Genomic DNA, 20,139 nt, shown 5'->3' with positions numbered 1-20,139 from the left:
CGACTTCAGGCTCCAAACCCCACCCGCGGCAGCTACTCTGGCCAGCGAGCGACGCAGCCGCTTGATAGGCGCCGGGCAGCGCTGCGGCAAGCAGGTTAACGGATATGGTGAACCGTTCGTAAACCATTGCCGGCTACGTTGGTACCAACAGGGCTGGGGAGCTTGCTGGGTGATGGTTGTCGGGCATTTCCTGAAATGGGTCCACACGGCACGGGTGCCGGAACGTGCGGCGGCGGCAAGTGCCCTCGCGAGGGCCTATGTGGACAGTCAGCTGCCGTTCAAGGATCGTTGCGCGGCAGAATCGGCACTTACGCTGTTGCTCGAGGACCCATCGTCGAAGGTTCGGCTGGCCCTGGCCGAGGCGCTGTCGATGAGCCGGCATGCCCCGCCGCAGGTGATGGCCGCGCTGGCAGCGGACCAGCCCGAGATCGCCTCGCTCGTGCTGGCCCGCTCGCCGCTGTTCACCGACGCGGACCTGATCGACCGCGTCGCCGCGTCCGTCGGCCAGGTCCAGGCAGTTATTGCCGGCCGGCCTTTCGTATCGATGGCTCTCTCGGCGGCAATCGCCGAGATCGGCGAGCCGGAGGCATGCACAGCGCTCATCACCAATGCGGGGGCCGACATCGCTTCCTTGACCTTTCGACGCATCACTGAGCGTTTCGGCGACTTGGCGAAGGTTCGCAATGCGCTGCTGGCCGATGCCCGCCTGCCGTCCGACTGCCGCCACGCCCTGCTGGTCAAGGTGGGCGAGGCGCTGCGCCAGTCTCCGCTGGTGTCGGCCCTGATCGGCTCGGGGCGCGCCGAGCGCGTCACTCGGGAAGCCTGCATCAAGGCATCGATGACGCTGGTCGACACGATCAGCCTGGAGGAGCATGCAGCGCTGGTCGAACATTTGCGGCTTCGCGGCGACCTGACGGCCGCCTTCATCGTGCGGCTCGTCGCCCACGGCAAGATCGACTTCTTCGGATCGGTCCTGATCGCCCTCACCACCCATGGCGAAGGGCGCGTGAAGTCATTGCTTGCCGGTGGGCGCGACGTCGCCTTGTCGGCCCTGTTTCGCGCCGCCGGGCTGGCGCCCGCCATGCACGACGTCATCCTGTGCGCCCTGAAGGTCTGGCGGGAAGTCGCGAACGGCAAGCGTTTGGCCGGCGCCCAGGAGGTTTCGCGGCTGATGCTCGAACAACTCGGCGGGCAAGCGGCAGACGGGGATCTCGCTCGCCTGCTGAGGTCAATTCACCTCGACGCGCTGCGCGCCAATGCGCGCGGCCATGCCCTGGCGATCTCTGCGGCCTGACGACCACGTCAAGCTGCGTGTCAGATGTCGAGTTCCTCGGTTTCGGCAAACTCGGCACGTTCCTGAATGAACCGGAAGCGCGCTTCGGGCTTGGTTCCCATCAAGGCGTCGACGGCCGACTTCGTTGCGGATTCTTCGTCGAGCACCTCGACCCGAAGCAGCGTGCGCCTCTTCGGGTCCATCGTGGTCTCCTTGAGCTGTGACGCCATCATCTCGCCGAGACCCTTGAAGCGACCGATCTCGACTTTGCCGCGGCCCGTGAACTCCGTTCTGAGGAGTTCGTCCTTGTGGGCATCGTTGCGCGCATAGGCCACCTTGCCGCCCTGTCTGATGCTGTATAGCGGCGGCACCGCCATATAGAGATGGCCGCCGCGGATGAGCTGCGGCATCTCCTGATAGAAGAAGGTGATCAGCAGCGAGGCTATGTGCGCGCCGTCGACGTCGGCGTCGGTCATGATGATCACGCGGTCGTAGCGCAGATCCTCTTCGCGGTATTTCGAGCGCGTGCCGCAGCCGAGCGCCTGGATGAGGTCGCCGATCAGCTGGTTTCCGGAGAGCTTGTCCTGACCGGCGCTGGCGACGTTGAGGATCTTGCCACGCAGGGGGAGTACGGCCTGCGACTGCCGATCGCGCGCCTGCTTGGCGGAGCCGCCGGCCGAGTCGCCCTCGACGATGAAAAGTTCCGCGCCGGCCGCCGCGTTCTGCGTGCAGTCGGCCAGCTTTCCCGGCAAACGGAGCTTGCGCACCGCCGATTTGCGGCTGACCTCCTTCTCCTGGCGCCGCCGCACGCGCTCGTCGGCGCGCGCGATCACCCAGTCGAGCAGTTTCGAGGCTTCCTGCGGATTGTCGGCCAGCCAATGGTCGAAGGGATCGCGGATCGCCTGTTCGACGATGCGAACGGCCTCGATGGTGGCGAGCCTATCCTTGGTCTGGCCCACGAATTCCGGCTCGCGGATGAAGACGGAAAGCATGCCCGCCGCCGAGATCATCACATCTTCGGAGGTGACGATCGAGGCGCGCTTGTTGCCGGTCAGTTCGGCATATGCCTTCAGGCCGCGCGTCAGGACGTTGCGGAAGCCCGTCTCGTGCGTGCCGCCTTCATGAGTGGGAATGGTGTTGCAGTAGGAGTTCAGGAAACCGTCGCCGCCATACCAGGTCACCGCCCATTCGAGGGAGCCGTGGCCGCCCTGCTTGTCGCTCTTGCCGGCGAAGATCTCGCGCGTGACCTGGAAGTCGTCGCCCAGCGATGCGGCGAGATAGTCCTTCAGCCCGCCCGGGAAGTGGAAGGCCGCCTTGGCGGGAGTCGGGTCCTTTTCCTTGATCAGCGAGGGATCACACGACCAGCGGATCTCGACGCCGCCGAAGAGATACGCCTTCGAGCGCGCCATGCGGTAGATGCGCGCCGGCTCGAAGGCCGCACCCTTGCCGAAAATCTCGGCATCGGGATGGAAGCGGACCCTGGTGCCGCGCCTGTTGTGAATCTCACCCAGGCTTTCCAGTCCGCCTTGCGGGATGCCACGCGAAAACCGCTGCCGGTAAAGCTGACGGCCGCGTGCCACCTCGACCTCAAGATAGTCGGAGAGAGCGTTGACCACCGATACGCCAACGCCATGCAGGCCGCCCGAAGTCTCATAGACCTTGGAATCAAACTTTCCGCCGGCGTGAAGCGTCGTCATGATGACTTCGAGTGCCGACTTGTTCTTGAACTTGGGATGCGGATCGACCGGAATGCCGCGGCCGTTGTCGGTAACGGTGAGGTAGCCATCCGCGTCCAGTTCGACCTCGATGAATGTGGCATGGCCGGCCACTGCCTCGTCCATCGAGTTGTCGATCACCTCGGCGAAGAGGTGGTGCAGCGCCTTTTCGTCGGTGCCGCCGATATACATGCCGGGGCGGCGCCGGACCGGCTCCAGCCCTTCAAGCACTTCGATGTGGCTGGCGTCATAGCCCTCACTGCCGTCGCGGGCAGCCGGCGGGCGCTTTGCTGTTGCGGCCGCACGCACGATCGGATCCACTGGACGCGTCTGAGTCCGTGCCGGCTGGGGCGTGCTGTCGAGTTTGGAAAAGAGATCGTCGCGGTCGTCCAAGGGCGTCTCTCAGTTGCGAATCGCTCCACGATACTGCCACGCTTTGCAGGCGGAGCGACAGAGGTTCCCGTTCCGTTCAGGAGTTTGGGCCGTAGCCCTACGATGTCCGGTGCGATGTTTCAATAACCCAGAGTCCGGATTTCAAAGCAATTTTGAACCCTCGAGGTTCCCGTTTCCTTAAGGAACGGCGTCTTTTCCGGATAACTTTCGGCCGGCGTCGATCCGACGCCGGCCGAATGTTGGAAGGGCCGAGGCCGATTTCGAGGTCAACTCGCCAGCGCCTCGATCGGGGGGCAGGAGCAGACGAGGTTGCGGTCGCCGCCGACATTGTCGACGCGCGAAACCGGCGGCCAGTATTTCGCCGCGGCATCGGCGTTGCCACTGGGATATGCGGCGACCATGCGCGAATAAGGGTGATCCCAGGCATCGGCCAAAGCCTCCGCCGCCGTGTGCGGCGCGTTGGCCAGCGGATTGTCGGTCCCCGGCCATTCGCCCTTGGCCACCCGCTCGGCTTCGCGCGCGATCGATATCATCGCCTCGCAGAACCGGTCGATCTCCTTCTTCGGCTCCGATTCGGTCGGCTCGACCATTAGCGTGCCCGCCACCGGCCAGGACATGGTCGGCGCATGAAAACCGTAGTCGATCAGTCGCTTGGCGACGTCTTCTACAGTGACACCTGCAGTGTCCTTGAGGAAGCGCGTGTCCAGGATGCATTCATGGGCGACGCGCCCGTTGTGGCCCTTGTAGAGCACGGGGAAAAAGCCGTTGAGCCGCTCGGCGATGTAATTGGCGTTGAGGATCGCGGTCTCCGTCGCCTGCTTAAGGCCCGATGCGCCCATCATCCTGATATACATCCAGGTGATCGGCAGGATCGACGCGCTGCCATAGGGTGCCGCCGACACGGCATTGCTGGTGTCGCCCGACACGTGGCCGGGCAGGAACGGCTGCAGGTGGGACTTTACGCCGATCGGCCCGATGCCGGGGCCGCCGCCGCCATGCGGGATGCAGAAGGTCTTGTGCAGGTTCATATGGCAGACATCGGCGCCCAGATCGCCCGGCCGCGCCAGTCCGACCAGAGCATTGAGGTTTGCGCCGTCGAGATAGACCTGTCCACCACGATCGTGGACGGTGGCGCAGATCTCCCGCACACCCTCCTCGAAGACACCGTGCGTCGACGGATAGGTGATCATCAGGGCTGCGAGCTTGTCGGCATGCGATTCCGCCTTGGCCTTCAGGTCTACGCGGTCGATGTCTCCCGCTTCGGTGCATTTCACGACCACGACGCTCATCCCCGCCATGCTCGCGCTCGCCGGGTTGGTGCCGTGAGCCGAAGACGGGATGAGGCAGACATTGCGATGACCTTCGCCGCGCGACTGGTGGTAGCGACGGATCGCCAGCAGCCCGGCATATTCGCCCTGGCTTCCGGCGTTCGGCTGCAGCGACACCCCGTCGAAACCGGTGATCTCGCCCAGCCAGCGCTCGAGATCGCCGATCACGGCTCGGTAGCCGGTCGAATGGCCGGCGGGCGCGAAGGGATGCAGATTGGCCACACTTGTCCAGCTCACCGGCATCATCTCGGCGGCCGCATTGAGCTTCATCGTGCAGGAGCCGAGCGGGATCATGGCGCGGTCGAGCGCGAGATCCTTGTCGGCCAGCCTCCGCAGGAAACGCATCATGTCCGTTTCCGAGCGGTTTTCGTGGAAGACCGGCTGCGACAGGAAGTTCTTGTCCCGTGCCTTGCCTGGCAGCGTCTCGCCTGCAGTGCCGACCACCTTGGCGCCCAACAGGGCCACGATCGCCTCGAGGTCGGCCTCGGTCGAGGTCTCGTCGAAATTGACAGCGAGCCTGTCGGCGTCGATCACCCGAAGCAGGCGACCGCCTTCCTCGGCGGCCGCAGCGATCTCCTTCGCCTTGCCGGGGACGGAGACAGTCACCGTATCGAAGAACCGGGTTCCCGCCAGCGTCAGCCCGGCCTCCTTCAACGAGGCGGCCAAGCGCGACGCAAGCGTCTGCACCCGCCGGGCGATCGCCTGCAATCCCTGCGGGCCGTGCCAGATGGCATAGGAAACGGCCATATTGGCCAGCAGCGCCTGCGCCGTGCAGATATTCGACGTCGCCTTGTCGCGGCGTATGTGCTGCTCGCGCGTCTGCAGGGCTAGGCGATAGCCCGGCCGGCCATGGGCGTCGGTCGACTGGCCGACGAGGCGGCCGGGCATCAGCCGGGTGAGCTTGTCGGCGACGGCGCAATAGGCGGCGTGCGGTCCGCCGAAGCCGATCGGCACGCCGAAACGCTGCATCGAGCCGACGGCGATGTCGGCGCCGAGTTTCGCGGGCGCCTCCGTCAGCGTCAGCGCCAGCGGATCGGCAACGAAGATGACCACGGCCCCAGCAGCCTTCGCTTTGGCGATCATTGCCGATTGGTCGTGATAGACGCCTGAAGTGTCCGGCCACGGCACGATGAGAGCCGCCGTGTTTTCGCCGATCGTCTCGGCGCCGATCCTGATGCCGAGCGGTTCGGCGCGGGTCTGGACGACGTCGAGCGTCTGCGGATGCAGAGCCCCGGCCACGACGACATCGGCCCGTTTCTCGCGGTGATGCCGCCAGGCGATGCCGACGGCCTCGGCCGCAGCCGTCGCCTCATCGAGCAGCGAGGCGGACGCGACCGGCAGCCCGGTCAGCTCGGTTACGAGCGTCTGGAAATGGAACAGCAGCTCGAGCCGGCCCTGGCTGATTTCGGATTGATAGGGAGTGTAGGCCGTATACCAGGCCGGGTTCTCGAAGAGATTGCGCTGGATCACCGGCGGCACGTAGACGCCGTGATAACCCAGGCCGATGAAGCTCTTCAGGACCGTGTTGCCGCTCATCTTGGCGGCCAGTTCGGCCAGCGCCTCGGCCTCGGTCGCCGGACCCGGCAGGTCGAGCGCGCGGCCAAGGCGGATCGATTTCGGCACAGCCTGGGCAATGAGGGTTTCGATCGAGGGCAGGCCGAGCGTGGTCAGCATGGCCCTTACGTCGCCGGGGCCCGGTCCGATGTGCCGGCCAGCGAATGTGGATGCGTTGTCGGTCATGGTTTCCTTCCTCAGCCGACGATGGCCTTGTAGCCGGCTTCGTCGAGCAGGCCGGCAAGCTGGCTTGCGTCGGCCAGCTTCATCTTCCAGAGCCAGCCGTCGCCGGTCGGAGCCGAGTTGACGAGCGCGGGATCCGCCGACAGGGCGGTGTTCGCCTCGACGATCTCGCCGTCGACGGGTGCGTAAACGTCGGAAGCCGCCTTCACGGACTCCACGACCACGGCCGTGTCGCCCTTCTTCACGACACGTCCTGCCTCGGGGAGTTCGACGAAGACGAGGTCGCCGAGCTGTTCCTGGGCATAGTCGGTGATGCCAACCGTCGCCACCCCGCCCTCGACGCGGATCCATTCGTGGTCTTCGGTGTAGTAGGTCGTCGCCATGGAATTCATCCTTTGCGGTAGCGATGCGGCGTGAAGGGAAGGGGGTGGATGTCGACGGGAATGCGCTGGCCCCGCACCTCAGCGTAGAGACGGGTGCCCGGCTTGGCGAGCGGCGCCGCGACGTAACCCATGGCGACCGGGCTGCCGGCCGAAGGGCCGAAACCGCCAGAGGTGACGAAGCCGGCAACCTTGCCGTCCCCGTCGATCAGGCTGGTCCCTGCACGCACCGGCTGCCGGCCCTCGGCCTTGAGACCAACGCGCTTGCGCGATGGTCCGGCGGCCAGGACGGCGCGCAGCGCCGCGGCCCCGACAAAAGCACCGGTCTCGCGGACCTGCTTCGGGATGGCCCACATGAGACCGGCACTTGCGGGGTCGAACTCTTCGGTGATGTCCTGACCGTGTAGGCAGAGCCCGGCCTCCAGCCGCAAGCTGTCGCGGGCGGCGAGCCCGATCCACATCACCCGTTCGTCCTCGAAGAGCTTCGCGACCAGCGGACGGGCGTCCTGCTCCGGCAGCCCGATCTCGAAGCCGTCCTCGCCTGTGTAACCGGAGCGGCTCATGAACCAATCCGCCCTGGGCTCGATGCCCGTCATGAAGGTCAGCCCCCTTGACTCGACACCGGCACGGGCGAGCACCGCTTCGGCTTCGGGCCCCTGTATCGCGAGAAAGACCCGGTCGAGCGGTTTGATCGTGACGTCGAAAGCGGCGGCGAGGCTGCGCAGATGCTTTTCGTCGGTCGCCGCGTTGCCGGCGTTGGCAACGACCATGAAGCGGTGCTCTCCGAGTCGGGTGACGATCAGGTCGTCGATGATCCCCGCCTTGTCGTTGAGGAGGAAGGTATACTTCGACTGCGATGTCGCCAGAGCCGCGGCGTCGAGTGGGCAGGCGCGATCGAGCAGGCCCACCGCGCCGCTGCCTGAAACCTCGAACAGCTTCATATGGGAAATGTCGAAGAGCCCGACATGTTCGCGCGTGTGAAGGTGCTCCTTCATCACGCCGGCGGGGTAGGTGATCGGCATATGCCAGCCGGCGAACGCGCCGAAACGCGCATTTGCCGCGGCATGCAGACCCTCGAGAGGAAGATGGCTTAGATCGGTGCCCGTCAATTGCTTCTCCAGAACAGCACTGAAACGGCCGCCCAATGCAGCCGGTTCGTGCCCCTCTGTCTGAAGCCTGAGAGACTCGCGCAACCGGAACCCTGTCGGCGGCGCTTACACCTTCGGCGCGGAGCTCTCGCCCCGACTTTCCAGAGTTGTCTTACCCGTCAACGGTTCTTTTGCCTGAGAGATTTCGGGCGATTTCCCCTTCGGCGGCAAACGAACGTTGCTCTCTCCCGCAGACCGGCAGGGCCGAAGCCCTCGACGAGTCGGGACGCTAGACCAAGGCGACGGATTTGTCACCTCCCCACCACGCCAAATCGACGCGACCCCAAATGGCGCCGACGCCGCTGATGGCGGTTCTCCCGCTGCGTGGCGCATGCAGGCCGAAGGCGAGTGTTCAAGGCTGCTGCCCCAGCGAGACCGCCAGATTGACTGCGGCCGCGACCAGCACCGTGTTGAAGAAGAACGAGGCGATGCCATGGAGCAGGGTGAGCTTGCGCATCGCCTTGGTGGTGACCTCCGTGTCGGATGTCTGGGCCGTCATACCGATCACGAAAGCGAAATAGAGGAAATCGAAGCCCTCCGGGTCCTTCGTATGCGGGAAGCCGAGGCCGCGCCGGGGAAACGGTTCGTCTGGCGTCGCGCCGCCGGTCGTTTCCTCCGGCTCCCAATATTTATGGGCATAGTGCAGCGCGGCCATCGTATGGATGGTCAACCAGGCCAGCCAGACGGCGATGAAGGAGAAGCCGAGCAGCCATGGCGCCACAACCGGGTCGCGTTCGCTGTTGATCACCACGAAAAGGATGACCAGTGAACCGGCCGCCACGAGGATGGTGCCGATGCTGACGCCGAGCAGGATCCAGAACGGTTCATCCGCCTCGGCAGCGTGTCTTTTCAGGAAGCTGGCGGTGAGGCGGGGAACCTTCATGCCGCTGAGGACGAGATAGACGAGGAAGAATGTGTTCGCCGCGGCGACCGCTACGAGATTCCACGGGAGACGATACGCCGTGGCCAGCACGAGGATGCCGCAGATGGCCGCCGAATAGAACGGAAGGTGGCGTCGAGAGTGCCAGACCATGCTCATGTCACGCCGTCCGCCCACTTCATCCGCATGGCCTCAGGTCCGCGGCAAGTTCGTCAGCATACCATGCCTTCGGCCGCCCGACAGTCCGGTCAGGCCACGGCCCTTACCGCTCGCCGCGCCATCTGATCGAGTGCGCCGAGGAAGCGCGAGCGGTCTTCGCGGGAGAAGCCGGCATTGTGACCCTTGATCTCCCCGGTCTCGCGAAGATGTTGCTTCAGATCACGCATCGCGACCGCCATGCCAATCGTCTCGGGCGTGAACGGCCGCCCGGTCGGCCCGAGCACATGGGCGCCGAGGACCACGGCACGTGCAGCAAGCGGGATATCGGCCGTCACGACGATGTCGTTGGGCCTGGCGTGTTCGACGATCCAGTCGTCAGCGCCATCCGCCCCCTTGGACACGACGACATTGCGGATCATCGGATCGCGCGAGGGCCGCAACCCGCCATTGGACACGAAGGTGACGACGAGCCCGAGCCGCTCGGCCACTCGCGTCACCTCGTCCTTGACGGGGCAGGCGTCGGCGTCGACATAAATCGCCGGCGCCGGGACGGAAGCGGGATCGCCCATCAGCCGATCGGCCGGTTCCTAGTAGACCACGACGCTTCTGATCGACTTGCCCTCATGCATGAGGTCGAAGCCGGTGTTGATCTCGTCGAGCGTCAGGGTATGGGTGATCATCGGGTCGATCTCGATCTTGCCGTCCATGTACCAGTCGACGATCTTCGGCACGTCGGTGCGGCCGCGCGCGCCGCCGAAGGCGGTGCCTTTCCACACCCGGCCGGTGACCAGCTGGAACGGCCGCGTCGCGATCTCCTGGCCGGCGCCGGCGACGCCGATGATGATCGACTGGCCCCAGCCGCGATGCGACGCCTCGAGGGCCTGGCGCATCACCTTGACGTTGCCGGTGCAGTCGAAGGTGTAGTCGGCGCCGCCGATCTGGTCGGCGCCGCGCCTGGTCAGGTTGACGAGATAGGGGACGATGTCGCCCTCGACCTCCTTCGGATTGACGAAATGCGTCATGCCGAAGCGCTCGCCCCAGGCCTTCTTGTCGTCGTTGAGGTCGACGCCGATGATCATGTCGGCGCCGGCCAGCCGCAGCCCCTGGATGACGTTGAGGCCGATGCCGCCCAGGCCGAAGACGATCGCGGTGGCGCCTTCCTCGACCCTGGCGGTGTTGATGACGGCGCCGATGCCGGTGGTGACGCCGCAGCCGATGTAGCAGATCTTGTCGAACGGCGCGTCGGGATTGACCTTGGCCAGCGCGATCTCCGGCAGCACGGTGAAGTTGGAGAAGGTCGAGCAGCCCATGTAGTGGAACACCTTGTCCTTGCCGATCGAGAAGCGGCTGGTGCCGTCGGGCATCAGGCCCTGGCCCTGGGTGGTGCGGATGGCGGTGCACAGATTGGTCTTGCGCGACAGGCAGGACGGACACTGCCGGCATTCGGGCGTGTAGAGCGGAATGACATGGTCGCCCTTCTTCAGGCTGGTCACTCCTCTGCCGACATCGACGACGATGCCGGCGCCCTCATGGCCGAGAATGGCGGGGAAGATGCCCTCGGGGTCGGCGCCGGACAAGGTGAACTCGTCGGTGTGGCAGATGCCGGTCGCCTTGACCTCGACCAGCACCTCGCCCTCGCGCGGCCCGTCAAGGTCGACCTCCATGATTTCGAGCGGCTTTCCGGCAGCGACGGCAACGGCGGCGCGGGTCTTCATCGACATGTCTCCAAGCGCAGAAATAGACGCTCAAACTTTCAGGTTTCGATAGCGCAATCAACCCGGCATCGGCCTTGAGACAGCACTCGAGCGCAGTTCCCTGGATAACGATGTCTCAGCGGAAATCCGGCCCGAGCCGCGGATTTGCGCGCTTGAGCGTGCCGCGCGAACTCCATAAAAGAGTTGGGAAAGCCGGAGGAAGAACGCCCGCATGTTCAAGAAGATACTGATCGCCAACCGGGGCGAGATCGCCTGCCGTGTGATCAAGACCGCCAGGAAGATGGGAATCGCGACCGTGGCGGTCTTCTCCGACGCCGACCGGGACGCCATGCATGTGGAGATGGCCGACGAAGCGGTGCATATCGGACCGGCCGCCGCGGCCCAGAGTTATCTCGTCGCCGAGAAGATCATCGAGGCCTGCAAGCAGACCGGCGCGCAAGCGGTTCACCCCGGTTACGGTTTCCTTTCCGAACGTGCTTCCTTCTGCGCCGCGCTGGAAAAGCAGGGAATCGTCTTTATCGGTCCGAAACCCAAGGCCATCGAGGCGATGGGCGACAAGATCGAATCGAAGAAGTTTGCCAATGCCGCCGAGGTGAATACTGTCCCGGGTTTCCTCGGCGTCATCGAGGACGCCGATCATGCGGAGACGATCGCCGGCGAGATCGGCTACCCCGTGATGATCAAAGCCTCGGCCGGAGGTGGCGGCAAAGGCATGCGCATCGCCTGGAACGAGGCGGAGGTGCGCGACGGCTTCGACAGGGCGCGCTCGGAAGCAAAAAGCTCCTTCGGCGACGACCGCGTGTTCATCGAGAAGTTCGTAGTCGAGCCGCGCCACGTCGAAATCCAGGTGCTGGCCGATTCGCAAGGCAACGCCATCTATCTCGGCGAACGCGAATGCTCGATCCAACGCCGCAACCAGAAGGTCGTGGAGGAGGCGCCGTCGCCCTTCCTCGACGAGAGGACGCGCAAGGCCATGGGTGAACAAGCCGTGGCGCTCGCCAGGGCCGTCGACTACCAGAGCGCCGGAACGGTCGAGTTCATCGTCGACAAGGACCGCAATTTCTACTTCCTCGAGATGAACACCCGCCTGCAGGTCGAGCATCCCGTCACGGAGCTCGTCACAGGCGTGGATCTGGTCGAGCAGATGATCCACATCGCGGCCGGCGAGCCGCTCACGATCAGGCAAGGTGACGTGAGGCTGCAGGGCTGGGCGGTCGAAAGCCGCCTCTATGCGGAAGATCCCTATCGCAATTTCCTGCCGTCGATCGGTCGCCTCACACGTTACCGTCCACCCGAAGAAGGCCCGGTCGGCGATGCCGTCATCCGCAACGATACGGGGGTGGCCGAGGGCTCCGAGATCTCGATGTATTACGATCCGATGATCGCCAAGCTCTGCACCTGGGCGCCGACCAGGCCCCAGGCGATAGACGCCATGTCGGACGCGCTCGACAGTTTCGTGGTTGACGGCATCGAGCACAACATCCCATTCCTGGCCGCACTCATGCAGCATCCCCGCTGGCGCGAGGGACGCCTTTCGACCGGCTTCATCGCCGAAGAGTATCCGGACGGCTTTGCCCCGATCACGCCTGACGAGAGCGACAACGGCGTGCTCGCTGCGATCGCACTGTCCGTCGAACTATTGCGTCGCGACCGCCTGGATCGCCTGACCGGCCGCCTCGCGCCGCATTCCGGAGCACTGAAACGCGATTGGGAAGTTCGCATCGGAGACGACTATGTGCCGGTGTCGATCACGGAGGGCATGATCTCGATCCCGATGGAGGTCGACGTCTCGATCCGTGGTGCCGCGCCGCTGACCGTCAGCTCGGAATGGCGGCCGGGTGAGGCGGTCTGGCACGGTTTCGTCGACCGCAAGAGGGTCTCGGCTCAGATCCGGCCGCAGCTCAACGGCATCCGCATCGCCTGGAAAGGGATTGCCGTGGTTGCGCGGCCGATGCTGCCGCGCATCGCGGAACTCGACCGACTGATGCCTGTGAAGCTGCCGCCCGATACGTCGAAGATGCTGCTGTGCCCGATGCCTGGCCTCGTCGTCTCCGTCGCCGTGAGCGAGGGCCAGGAGGTGAAGGCCGGCGAAACCTTGGCAGTGGTCGAAGCCATGAAGATGGAGAACGTCTTGCGTGCCGAGCGCGACGTTACCATTGCCAAGGTCAACGCCAAGCCGGGCGACAGCCTGGCCGTCGATGCCGTGATTCTGGAGTTTGCATAGAGCATTTTGTTTTTTGCGAGATTCCGGGCGCAAGATCGCTACGCACTTTTGCTGGAATTGCTCTAAGCGCGCCGCCGGTATGGGCGCTGGCAGGGTCAGGGGTGCACGAAAAACGTCTTGTTGACGATCTGCCACTGGCCCTCATGCCTGAGCAGGCTCAGATAGTCGGTGAAGCGTTTGCCCATGTAGTCGTCCGCGAGCTTGATCACGGCGACATCGCCGGTGATGTCTGCCGAAAGGATTTCCCAGTAGTAGGGCTCGTTCGCGGGGGCAGAGCCGGCTTTCTCGCAGCCGGAGATGAAGGTTTCGAGCGAGAGCCATTCGAGATCGGCGCCGAAATGGCCGATGACGCAGGCGCCCGGATGGAAGGCCTTGCGCAGCTTCGCGGCGACGGCGAACACCATGCCGTCGAGATAGTTGCGGATGACCGTCTCGATCTCGCCCACTTCGTTCTGCAACTCGCTCATCTCGCGTCTCCTGTGTCCTTGTCCTTGACGCGTTCTAACAAGATCGACGCAAACGGCAAGGAAGGGTGGCCGCGCCGGGGCAGCGGGATGTCCACAGCGCCTGTGGGTGCCCTTCGGTCGGACTCGCATCGGATGCGGCCGGACGATAAACATCTCCTCAGGACACGAGAGACAGATTCATAGGAGCGGCTTGGAATCATGGCGAGCGACAGGCCACCACGCGACCCGATTCTGCGCGAGGCGGCGGCCAGGGAGGAGGTGCCCGATGCGCCGGCGCGACCTTTCGTGCATTTGCGCGTGCATTCGGCCTATTCGTTGCTCGAGGGCGCGTTGCCGCTGGGCAAGGTCATCGCACACGCTGTGAAGGACCAGGCGCCGGCGATCGCGGTAACGGACAGCAATAATCTCTTCGGCGCTCTGGAGTTCGCACAAAAGGCAGTTAAGGAAGGCATCCAGCCCATCATCGGATGCCAGATAGACGTCGACTTCGGCGACGCCGGCGAAAGCGCCCACCGCGGCAATGCGAAGAGGCAGGGGCCCGATCTCTTCCCGATACTCCTCATCTCGGCAACCGAGCTGGGTTATGCCAATCTCGTGCGGTTGATCAGCCGCGCCTATCTGGAAACGCTGCCGGGCGAACCTGTCCACATCGAGCTCGGCTGGATGAACGGAGCCGTGGATGGTCTGATCTGCCTGTCGGGCGGGCCGTGCGGGCCGATCGGCGCCGCCGCCAGGGCAGACCATGCGGAACTCGCCGAAGCACGCCTGCTCTCGCTCAAGTCACTGTTTGGCGACCGGCTTTATGTCGAGATCGAGCGCCTGAAAGGCTACGATCGGACCGTGGAGGCCACGACGATCGAGCTCGCCTATCGCCATGAGCTGCCGCTGGTCGCAACAAATGAAGCCTTCTTTCCCAAGAGGGAGGACTTCGAGGCGCATGACGCCCTCATCGCCATTGCCGAGGGATCGGTGATCGCGGAAGACAACCGTCGGCGCCTCACCCCGGACAACTATCTGAAAACCCAGGAGGAGATGTCGGCTCTGTTCGCCGACCTGCCGGAGGCTATCGACAACACGATCGAGATCGCCCAGCGCTGTTCCTACTACACCAAGACCCGCAGCCCGATCCTGCCGCGCTTCACCGGCGGCGACATCGCCGATGCCGCCGCCGCCGTGAAGGCCGAAGCCGAGGAATTGAGCAGACAGGCTCGCGAGGGTCTCGCCCAGCGGCTCGCCACACGTGGGCTGACGGAGGGCTACACGGCCGAGCAATATGCCGAACGGCTCGATTTCGAGCTCGGCATCATCGAGCGCATGAAGTTCCCTGGCTACTTCCTGATCGTTTCGGACTTCATCAAGTGGGCAAAGGCCCACGACATTCCCGTCGGTCCGGGCCGCGGATCCGGCGCTGGCTCGCTGGTCGCCTACGCGCTCACCATCACCGACGTCGACCCGCTGCGCTTCTCCTTGCTGTTCGAGCGCTTCCTCAATCCCGAGCGCGTGTCGATGCCTGACTTTGACATCGACTTCTGCCAGGACCGCCGCGAAGAGGTGATCCGCTACGTGCAGGGCAAATATGGTCGCGACCAGGTCGGCCAGATCATCACCTTCGGAACGCTGCAGGCCCGCGCCGTGTTGCGCGACGTCGGGCGCGTCCTCCAGATGCCGTACAGCCAGGTCGACCGGCTGTGCAAGCTGGTGCCGCAGAACCCGGCGAATCCGGTGCCGTTGCCCAAGGCCATCGAAGGCGAGCCGCGTTTTGCCGAGGAGGCCGAAAAAGAGCCGATCGTCCAGACCCTGCTCGACATCGCGCAGAAGCTGGAAGGGCTCTATCGCCACGCATCGACGCACGCCGCCGGCATCGTGATCGGCGACCGGCCGCTGTCCGAACTGGTGCCGATGTACCGCGACCCGCGATCCGACATGCCGGTGACGCAGTTCAACATGAAATATGTCGAACAGGCCGGCCTGGTGAAGTTCGACTTCCTCGGCCTGAAGACGCTCACCGTGCTCGAAACGGCGGTGAAGCTGATCCGCCGGCGCGGCGTCGAGATCGACCTTGCCAAGATCCCCATCGACGACCCCGACACCTATGCGATGCTGTCGCGCGGCGAAGTGGTCGGCGTGTTCCAGGTCGAAAGCGCTGGTATGCGCAAGGCTCTGATCGGCATGCGGCCGGACCGTATCGAGGACATCATCGCCCTGGTGGCGCTGTATCGCCCCGGCCCGATGGAAAACATCCCCACCTACAATGCCCGCAAGCACGGCGAGGAGGAGATCGAATCGATCCATCCCAAGATCGACCACCTGGTGAAGGAGACGCAGGGCGTCATCGTCTACCAGGAGCAGGTGATGCAGATCGCCCAGGAGCTTTCGGGCTACTCGCTCGGTGAGGCCGACCTGTTGCGCCGCGCCATGGGCAAGAAGATCCGCGCCGAGATGGACAAGCAGCGCGAGCGCTTCGTTTCCGGCGCGGTCGAGCGCGGGGTCGGCAAGGCGCAGGCCAATTTCATCTTCGACCTCCTGGCCAAGTTCGCCGACTACGGCTTCAACAAGAGCCACGCGGCCGCCTACGCGATCGTATCCTACCAGACCGCCTATCTGAAGGCGCATTACCCGGTCGAGTTCCTTGCAGCGTCGATGACGCTCGACATGTCGAACACGGAGAAACTGTCGGACTTCCGCCAGGACGCCATGCGCCTCGGCATCGATGTGGTGCCGCCTTCTGTGATGTCGTCCTATCGACCCTTCGAAGTCGGCGAGAACCGCATCTTTTATTCACTCGCGGCCATCAAGGGTGTCGGCGATGCCGCCGTCGAGCACATCGTGGCGAAGCGCAAGGAAAAGCCGTTTGCGAGCCTCGCGGATTTCTGCGAGCGCGTAGACCCCAAGATCGTCGGCAAGCGCGTCTTCGAAAGCCTGATCGCCGCGGGCGCACTGGATTGCTTCGGTCACGACCGCGGCACGCTGATGGGCGGCGTCGAGCGCATGATGGGCATGGCCCAGCGCGCCCAACAGAATGCCGTCTCCGGACAGACCGACATCTTCGGTGCGGCGATTTCGGGCGAGGCGCCCACGCTTCATCTTCCGCAGGCCGATCCCTGGTTGCCGGCCGAAAGGCTGCATCGCGAGTTTCAGGCCGTCGGCTTCTACCTTTCGGCCCACCCGCTCGACGAATACAAGGCTGCGCTGCAGAAGATGCGGGTGCAGACCTGGGCCGAATTCTCCGTGGCGGTCAAACGCGGCGCTTCTGCCGGTCGACTGGCTGGAACCGTGACCTCCAAGCAGGAGCGCAAGACCCGCACCGGCAACAAGATGGGTGTGATCCAGCTCTCCGACACCACAGGACAGTACGAGGCCGTGCTGTTCTCGGAAGGGCTGGCGCAATATCGCGACGTCCTGGAGCCCGGCACGTCCGTCGTCATCACCGTGTCGGCGGAGGATCGGCCCGAGGGCATCAACATGCGCATCCAGACCGCGCAGTCGCTGGAGGACGAGGCATCGCGCGTCCAAAAGGCGCTGCGCATCTATCTGCGCGACGCCGCGCCGCTAAATACGCTGTCCTCGCAATTGTCGACGCGTGGCGAAGGCCAGGTGAGCTTCGTCGTGATCAAGGAAGGCGGGGCAGGCGAGGTCGAGATCGAACTGCCGAACCGCTGCCGCATCTCGCCGCAGGTCGCGTCCGCCATGCGCGCCGTGCCTGGCGTCGTCGAAGTCGAACTGGTCTAGCCGCCCGGTGTCCCCTCAAGGCCATCATCTGTCCCCGCGCCAATCGATACCGTATCGCTGGCCCTACAACACGGAGATCATCGGATAGACAGACCGGCTGCAGCGATTTTGGGACGGGAACCGATTGGTCGAATATCCGGAAAGTTGGGTCGGCGAAGCCGGCGGTGTCACGGCAAGCTCCGCCATGACGTGGGACGGCTAGCAATGGATGCCGGCGGCCTGGCCATTCTGCTTTGCCTTGCGGCCGTGGCGGCCTACACCCAGACGCTCACCGGTTTCGCCCTCGGCCTGATCCTCATGGGTGGCGTCGGTCTGACCGGCGTGATCGCTTTGCCCGATGCAGCAGTGCTGGTGAGCTGTCTCACATTCGTGAACGCCGTCCTGGTCCTGGCCAAAGGCTGGCGCGACGTCGCGCTCCGCCAGTTCGTGCCGATCATCGTGTCGAGCCTTGCCATGCTGTTTGCCGGCTACGCGCTGCTCGGGGTGATGGCGGCCGCATCGATCGACTGGCTGAAGCTCGTGCTAGGCGGCGTCATCGTCACGTCGAGCCTCCAACTCGCCATGAAGCCGACGCAGTTGGCGCGGCTTTCGTCCACTGCGTCCTTCCTCTTCTTCGGCGCCATTGCCGGACTGATGGGCGGGCTGTTCTCCACGTCGGGACCGCCGCTGGTCTATCACCTTTATCGCCAGCCGCTGCATCCCGTCGTCATCCGGGAGACGCTTGTCGCCGTCTTCGCGGTCAACGCCGTCGTGCGGCTCGGCGTGGTGGCGTCCGTCGGGGCCATGCCGTCGGCGGGCTTCTGGTGGACCCTTCTGACAATTCCAGTCGTCATTGTGACCACGATCACGGCGAGGAGGTGGCCGCCGCCGCTCTCCAGCCTGACGATGCGGCGCCTGGCGTTCGTGCTCCTGTTCCTGTCGGGTGCGTCGCTGGCGCTGCCTGCGGCATACGACATCTTCTTGTGATGCCACAGCGTCCGCCAAGGCCGCGTCGATGTGGAGATCGTCAGGGCTGAATCATGGTAGCGTCAGCCGCCCGCCGCCGCTGAAGGTTGACCAGATTGCCGCCCAGGATGAGCAGGGCGCCCGCGCCGGTGAAGACGTCGATCTGCTCCTGATAGAGCAGCCAGCCGATGAGCGCCGATAGCGGCAAACGCAGGAAATCCATGGGCATAACGACGGTGGTGTCCGCATGGGCGAGCGCGCGGGCGAGACAGAAATGCGACGACATGCCGGTGAAGGAGATGAGCAGGATCCACGGCCAGAGCTCCGTTGACGGAGTCTGCCAGGTCTGGATCGCAGGCGCCAGGCCGATCGCCGACTGGATGACAAGCATCCAGAAGATGATGCGCACCACGTTGTCGGTGCGGGTGAGCGACTTCACCATGACGATCGAGATGCCGAATGCCACGGCGCCGGCCAGCATCACCAGATGGCCTTCCTTGATCTCGGCCACTCCCGGTCGAACGATGACCAGTACCCCGATCAGGCCGAGCACGATCGCCAGGATTTTCCGGACATTCACCTTTTCTCTCAGGAACACGACCGCGAGCAGCGCGCCCCAGATGGGCGTCGTGAATTCGATCGAGATCAGTTCCGCAAGGGGGATCAAGGTCAGGGCGTAGAGCCACGCCGCCTGCCCGGCGTAGTGGACGACGTTGCGCCCGAGATGCTGAAGCGGGCGCTTCGTACGCATTGCAGGAAAACCGCCGACGGCGAATACCAGAGGCAGCAGCATGACAAAGCCTATCACGGAGCGCATCTCCATGACCTGGAATACGTTGAGCGACGCGGTCGTGGCGCGTCCTGCGACCGACATGGCGAGGAACGACGAGATCGAACCCGCCATCCACAGCGCCGCTCTGGAGTTCGACAGTGCCTGTTCCATCAGCAGCTATGTGACTGCCGCAAGTTGTCGCCGCAACCCTCGGCTGCGGGTTTCGACTGGGCCAGCAAGTCTTCCAGGGGTTACATGTTTCCGGGAGAAGCGTTGCCTTCGCGATGCTTGCGGCGGAGCCGCTCGGCCTGCGCCGCGTCCCGGGCGGAAGTCGGCGATACCCAGTTCGGGTCCCGCGTCTCGACCGACATGGGCGAACCGCCGCAACCGACGAGAAGCAGCAAAGGAACGACGAACAGGACGGCTTTCATGGACATCACCTTTGATCGGGCAGGCGGGATTTAGCCGACCCGCTTCATGAAGGCCATAGCGCCATGCGGCGCCCTGACCTTGCCCTCGGTGATGAAGTAGACGAACACGTCGCGCGGCTTGCTCTGCGCTGCTTGGGACGGATCGGCACGGAGCAAATCGGATGGCTCCGTACCTTGCGCCCACGCCTTTGCGCGCGCGACCCACGCGTCGAGCGCCTCCGGCGTATAGCAGTCTGGATTGTCGTCGCTGCCGGTCTGGAGCCGTGCATAGACGAAATCGCCCGTGACGTCGGCGATAGCGGGATAGGTGGCGTGGTCGGCATAGACCACCGGCACCTTGTACCCGCGCAGCAGGGCGGCGAATTCCGGCACGGCGAAGGACGCGTGCCGGACCTCGACCGCGTGGCGCAACGCGACCCCGTCCTGCCTCGGCGGCAGCAGCTTCAGGAAGGCTTCGAAATCGTCGGCGTCGAACTTCTTGGTCGGGGCGAACTGCCACAGGATCGGTCCGAGCTTTTCGCCGAGCGCGGTGATGCCCGAACCAAGGAAGCGCATCATCGATTCGCCTGCCTCACCCAGCACTCGCCGATTGGTGACAAAGCGATTTCCTTTCAACGAGAAAACAAAGCTTTCCGGCGATTCGTTCGCCCATTTGACGAAGGTCGGCTCCTTGAAACTCGAATAGTAGGTGCCGTTGACCTCGATCGTCGGCACCTGCCGAGACGCATATTGGAGCTGTTTCGTCTTCGGAAGCTTGTCCGGATAGAAGGAGGTGTCCCACGGCTCGAAGGTCCAGCCGCCCATGCCTGCGCGGATCGTTCCGGATTCGCTCATCCCATCCTC

At 64.5% G+C, this 20,139-nt stretch carries 15 protein-coding genes and 1 riboswitch; of the genes, 4 read left to right on the top strand and 11 right to left on the bottom strand.

Going from position 1 to position 20,139, the window contains the following annotated elements; genetic code table 11:
- Positions 1-172: 172 nt before the first annotated feature.
- A complete protein-coding gene (locus JN302_RS24480; protein ID WP_202334432.1) occupies positions 173-1,294 on the top strand; it encodes a DUF2336 domain-containing protein in 1,122 nt (373 codons plus the stop codon).
- 20 nt (positions 1,295-1,314) lie between these two features.
- Here JN302_RS24480 and parE read toward each other — a convergent pair whose 3' ends face one another.
- The 7 genes from parE to JN302_RS24445 all read right to left on the bottom strand — a co-directional run bounded on the left by parE (position 1,315) and on the right by JN302_RS24445 (position 10,728).
- The gene (gene parE, locus JN302_RS24475) at positions 1,315-3,381 is read right to left on the bottom strand and encodes a DNA topoisomerase IV subunit B (protein ID WP_202305990.1); all 2,067 of its coding nucleotides are present in this window, start codon (positions 3,379-3,381) and stop codon (positions 1,315-1,317) included.
- A gap of 266 nt (positions 3,382-3,647) precedes the next feature.
- A complete protein-coding gene (gcvP, locus tag JN302_RS24470; protein ID WP_202329442.1) occupies positions 3,648-6,449 on the bottom strand; it encodes an aminomethyl-transferring glycine dehydrogenase in 2,802 nt (933 codons plus the stop codon).
- Between the two features lie 11 nt (positions 6,450-6,460).
- Positions 6,461-6,829: a glycine cleavage system protein GcvH gene (gcvH, locus tag JN302_RS24465; RefSeq protein WP_202305987.1), complete on the bottom strand. Its 369-nt coding sequence runs from the start codon at positions 6,827-6,829 to the stop codon at positions 6,461-6,463.
- Between the two features lie 5 nt (positions 6,830-6,834).
- Positions 6,835-7,935, bottom strand: coding sequence for a glycine cleavage system aminomethyltransferase GcvT (gene gcvT / locus JN302_RS24460; protein ID WP_202329441.1), 1,101 nt, complete (start codon positions 7,933-7,935; stop codon positions 6,835-6,837).
- A gap of 152 nt (positions 7,936-8,087) precedes the next feature.
- Positions 8,088-8,175: riboswitch (glycine riboswitch) on the bottom strand.
- A gap of 151 nt (positions 8,176-8,326) precedes the next feature.
- The gene (locus JN302_RS24455) at positions 8,327-9,007 is read right to left on the bottom strand and encodes a DUF1345 domain-containing protein (protein ID WP_202334431.1); all 681 of its coding nucleotides are present in this window, start codon (positions 9,005-9,007) and stop codon (positions 8,327-8,329) included.
- A 95-nt stretch (positions 9,008-9,102) separates the two neighbouring features.
- Positions 9,103-9,582 (bottom strand): YaiI/YqxD family protein, encoded by a 480-nt coding sequence (locus JN302_RS24450; protein ID WP_202329440.1) that lies wholly within the window; start codon positions 9,580-9,582, stop codon positions 9,103-9,105.
- 18 nt (positions 9,583-9,600) lie between these two features.
- A complete protein-coding gene (locus JN302_RS24445; RefSeq protein ID WP_202329439.1) occupies positions 9,601-10,728 on the bottom strand; it encodes an S-(hydroxymethyl)glutathione dehydrogenase/class III alcohol dehydrogenase in 1,128 nt (375 codons plus the stop codon).
- Positions 10,729-10,939: 211 nt separating this feature from the next.
- On the opposite strand from JN302_RS24445, the gene JN302_RS24440 reads away from it, so the two are divergent.
- Complete coding sequence (locus JN302_RS24440) at positions 10,940-12,952, top strand: acetyl-CoA carboxylase biotin carboxylase subunit (RefSeq protein ID WP_202329438.1); 2,013 nt, start codon at positions 10,940-10,942, stop codon at positions 12,950-12,952.
- Between the two features lie 95 nt (positions 12,953-13,047).
- On the opposite strand, the gene JN302_RS24435 is transcribed toward JN302_RS24440, so the two are convergent.
- Positions 13,048-13,419, bottom strand: coding sequence for a nuclear transport factor 2 family protein (locus JN302_RS24435; protein WP_202329437.1), 372 nt, complete (start codon positions 13,417-13,419; stop codon positions 13,048-13,050).
- A 198-nt stretch (positions 13,420-13,617) separates the two neighbouring features.
- Here JN302_RS24435 and dnaE point away from each other — a divergent pair, with 198 nt between their 5' ends.
- A complete protein-coding gene (gene dnaE / locus JN302_RS24430) occupies positions 13,618-17,148 on the top strand; it encodes a DNA polymerase III subunit alpha (protein WP_202329436.1) in 3,531 nt (1,176 codons plus the stop codon).
- Positions 17,149-17,352: 204 nt separating this feature from the next.
- A complete protein-coding gene (locus JN302_RS24425) occupies positions 17,353-18,114 on the top strand; it encodes a TSUP family transporter (protein ID WP_202329435.1) in 762 nt (253 codons plus the stop codon).
- Positions 18,115-18,154: 40 nt separating this feature from the next.
- On the opposite strand, the gene JN302_RS24420 is transcribed toward JN302_RS24425, so the two are convergent.
- The 3 genes from JN302_RS24420 to JN302_RS24410 form a co-directional block, all read right to left on the bottom strand.
- Positions 18,155-19,036, bottom strand: coding sequence for a DMT family transporter (locus JN302_RS24420; protein WP_202329434.1), 882 nt, complete (start codon positions 19,034-19,036; stop codon positions 18,155-18,157).
- A gap of 80 nt (positions 19,037-19,116) precedes the next feature.
- The gene (locus JN302_RS24415) at positions 19,117-19,296 is read right to left on the bottom strand and encodes a hypothetical protein (RefSeq protein WP_202329433.1); all 180 of its coding nucleotides are present in this window, start codon (positions 19,294-19,296) and stop codon (positions 19,117-19,119) included.
- A 30-nt stretch (positions 19,297-19,326) separates the two neighbouring features.
- On the bottom strand, positions 19,327-20,130 hold the full coding sequence (locus JN302_RS24410) for a DUF72 domain-containing protein (RefSeq protein ID WP_202329432.1): 804 nt from the start codon (positions 20,128-20,130) through the stop codon (positions 19,327-19,329).
- Between the last annotated feature and the right edge of the window lie 9 nt (positions 20,131-20,139).

This window comes from Mesorhizobium sp. L-8-3, from assembly GCF_016756615.1.
Lineage (GTDB): Bacteria > Pseudomonadota > Alphaproteobacteria > Rhizobiales > Rhizobiaceae.
This window is presented reverse-complemented; position numbering and strand designations above follow the sequence as displayed.

Bases quoted from the DNA above. Each gene is read 5' to 3' on its own strand.
- JN302_RS24450 (WP_202329440.1), bottom strand. From the start codon at position 9,582: ATGGGCGATCCCGCTTCCGTCCCGGCGCCGGCGATTTATGTCGACGCC.
- JN302_RS24410 (WP_202329432.1), bottom strand. From the start codon at position 20,130: ATGAGCGAATCCGGAACGATCCGCGCAGGCATGGGCGGCTGGACCTTC.
- JN302_RS24425 (WP_202329435.1), top strand. From the start codon at position 17,353: ATGGATGCCGGCGGCCTGGCCATTCTGCTTTGCCTTGCGGCCGTGGCG.
- JN302_RS24440 (WP_202329438.1), top strand. From the start codon at position 10,940: ATGTTCAAGAAGATACTGATCGCCAACCGGGGCGAGATCGCCTGCCGT.
- JN302_RS24455 (WP_202334431.1), bottom strand. From the start codon at position 9,007: ATGGTCTGGCACTCTCGACGCCACCTTCCGTTCTATTCGGCGGCCATC.
- gcvH (WP_202305987.1), bottom strand. From the start codon at position 6,829: ATGGCGACGACCTACTACACCGAAGACCACGAATGGATCCGCGTCGAG.
- gcvP (WP_202329442.1), bottom strand. From the start codon at position 6,449: ATGACCGACAACGCATCCACATTCGCTGGCCGGCACATCGGACCGGGC.
- dnaE (WP_202329436.1), top strand. From the start codon at position 13,618: ATGGCGAGCGACAGGCCACCACGCGACCCGATTCTGCGCGAGGCGGCG.
- JN302_RS24480 (WP_202334432.1), top strand. From the start codon at position 173: ATGGTTGTCGGGCATTTCCTGAAATGGGTCCACACGGCACGGGTGCCG.
- JN302_RS24420 (WP_202329434.1), bottom strand. From the start codon at position 19,036: ATGGAACAGGCACTGTCGAACTCCAGAGCGGCGCTGTGGATGGCGGGT.
- JN302_RS24445 (WP_202329439.1), bottom strand. From the start codon at position 10,728: ATGAAGACCCGCGCCGCCGTTGCCGTCGCTGCCGGAAAGCCGCTCGAA.
- JN302_RS24415 (WP_202329433.1), bottom strand. From the start codon at position 19,296: ATGAAAGCCGTCCTGTTCGTCGTTCCTTTGCTGCTTCTCGTCGGTTGC.
- JN302_RS24435 (WP_202329437.1), bottom strand. From the start codon at position 13,419: ATGAGCGAGTTGCAGAACGAAGTGGGCGAGATCGAGACGGTCATCCGC.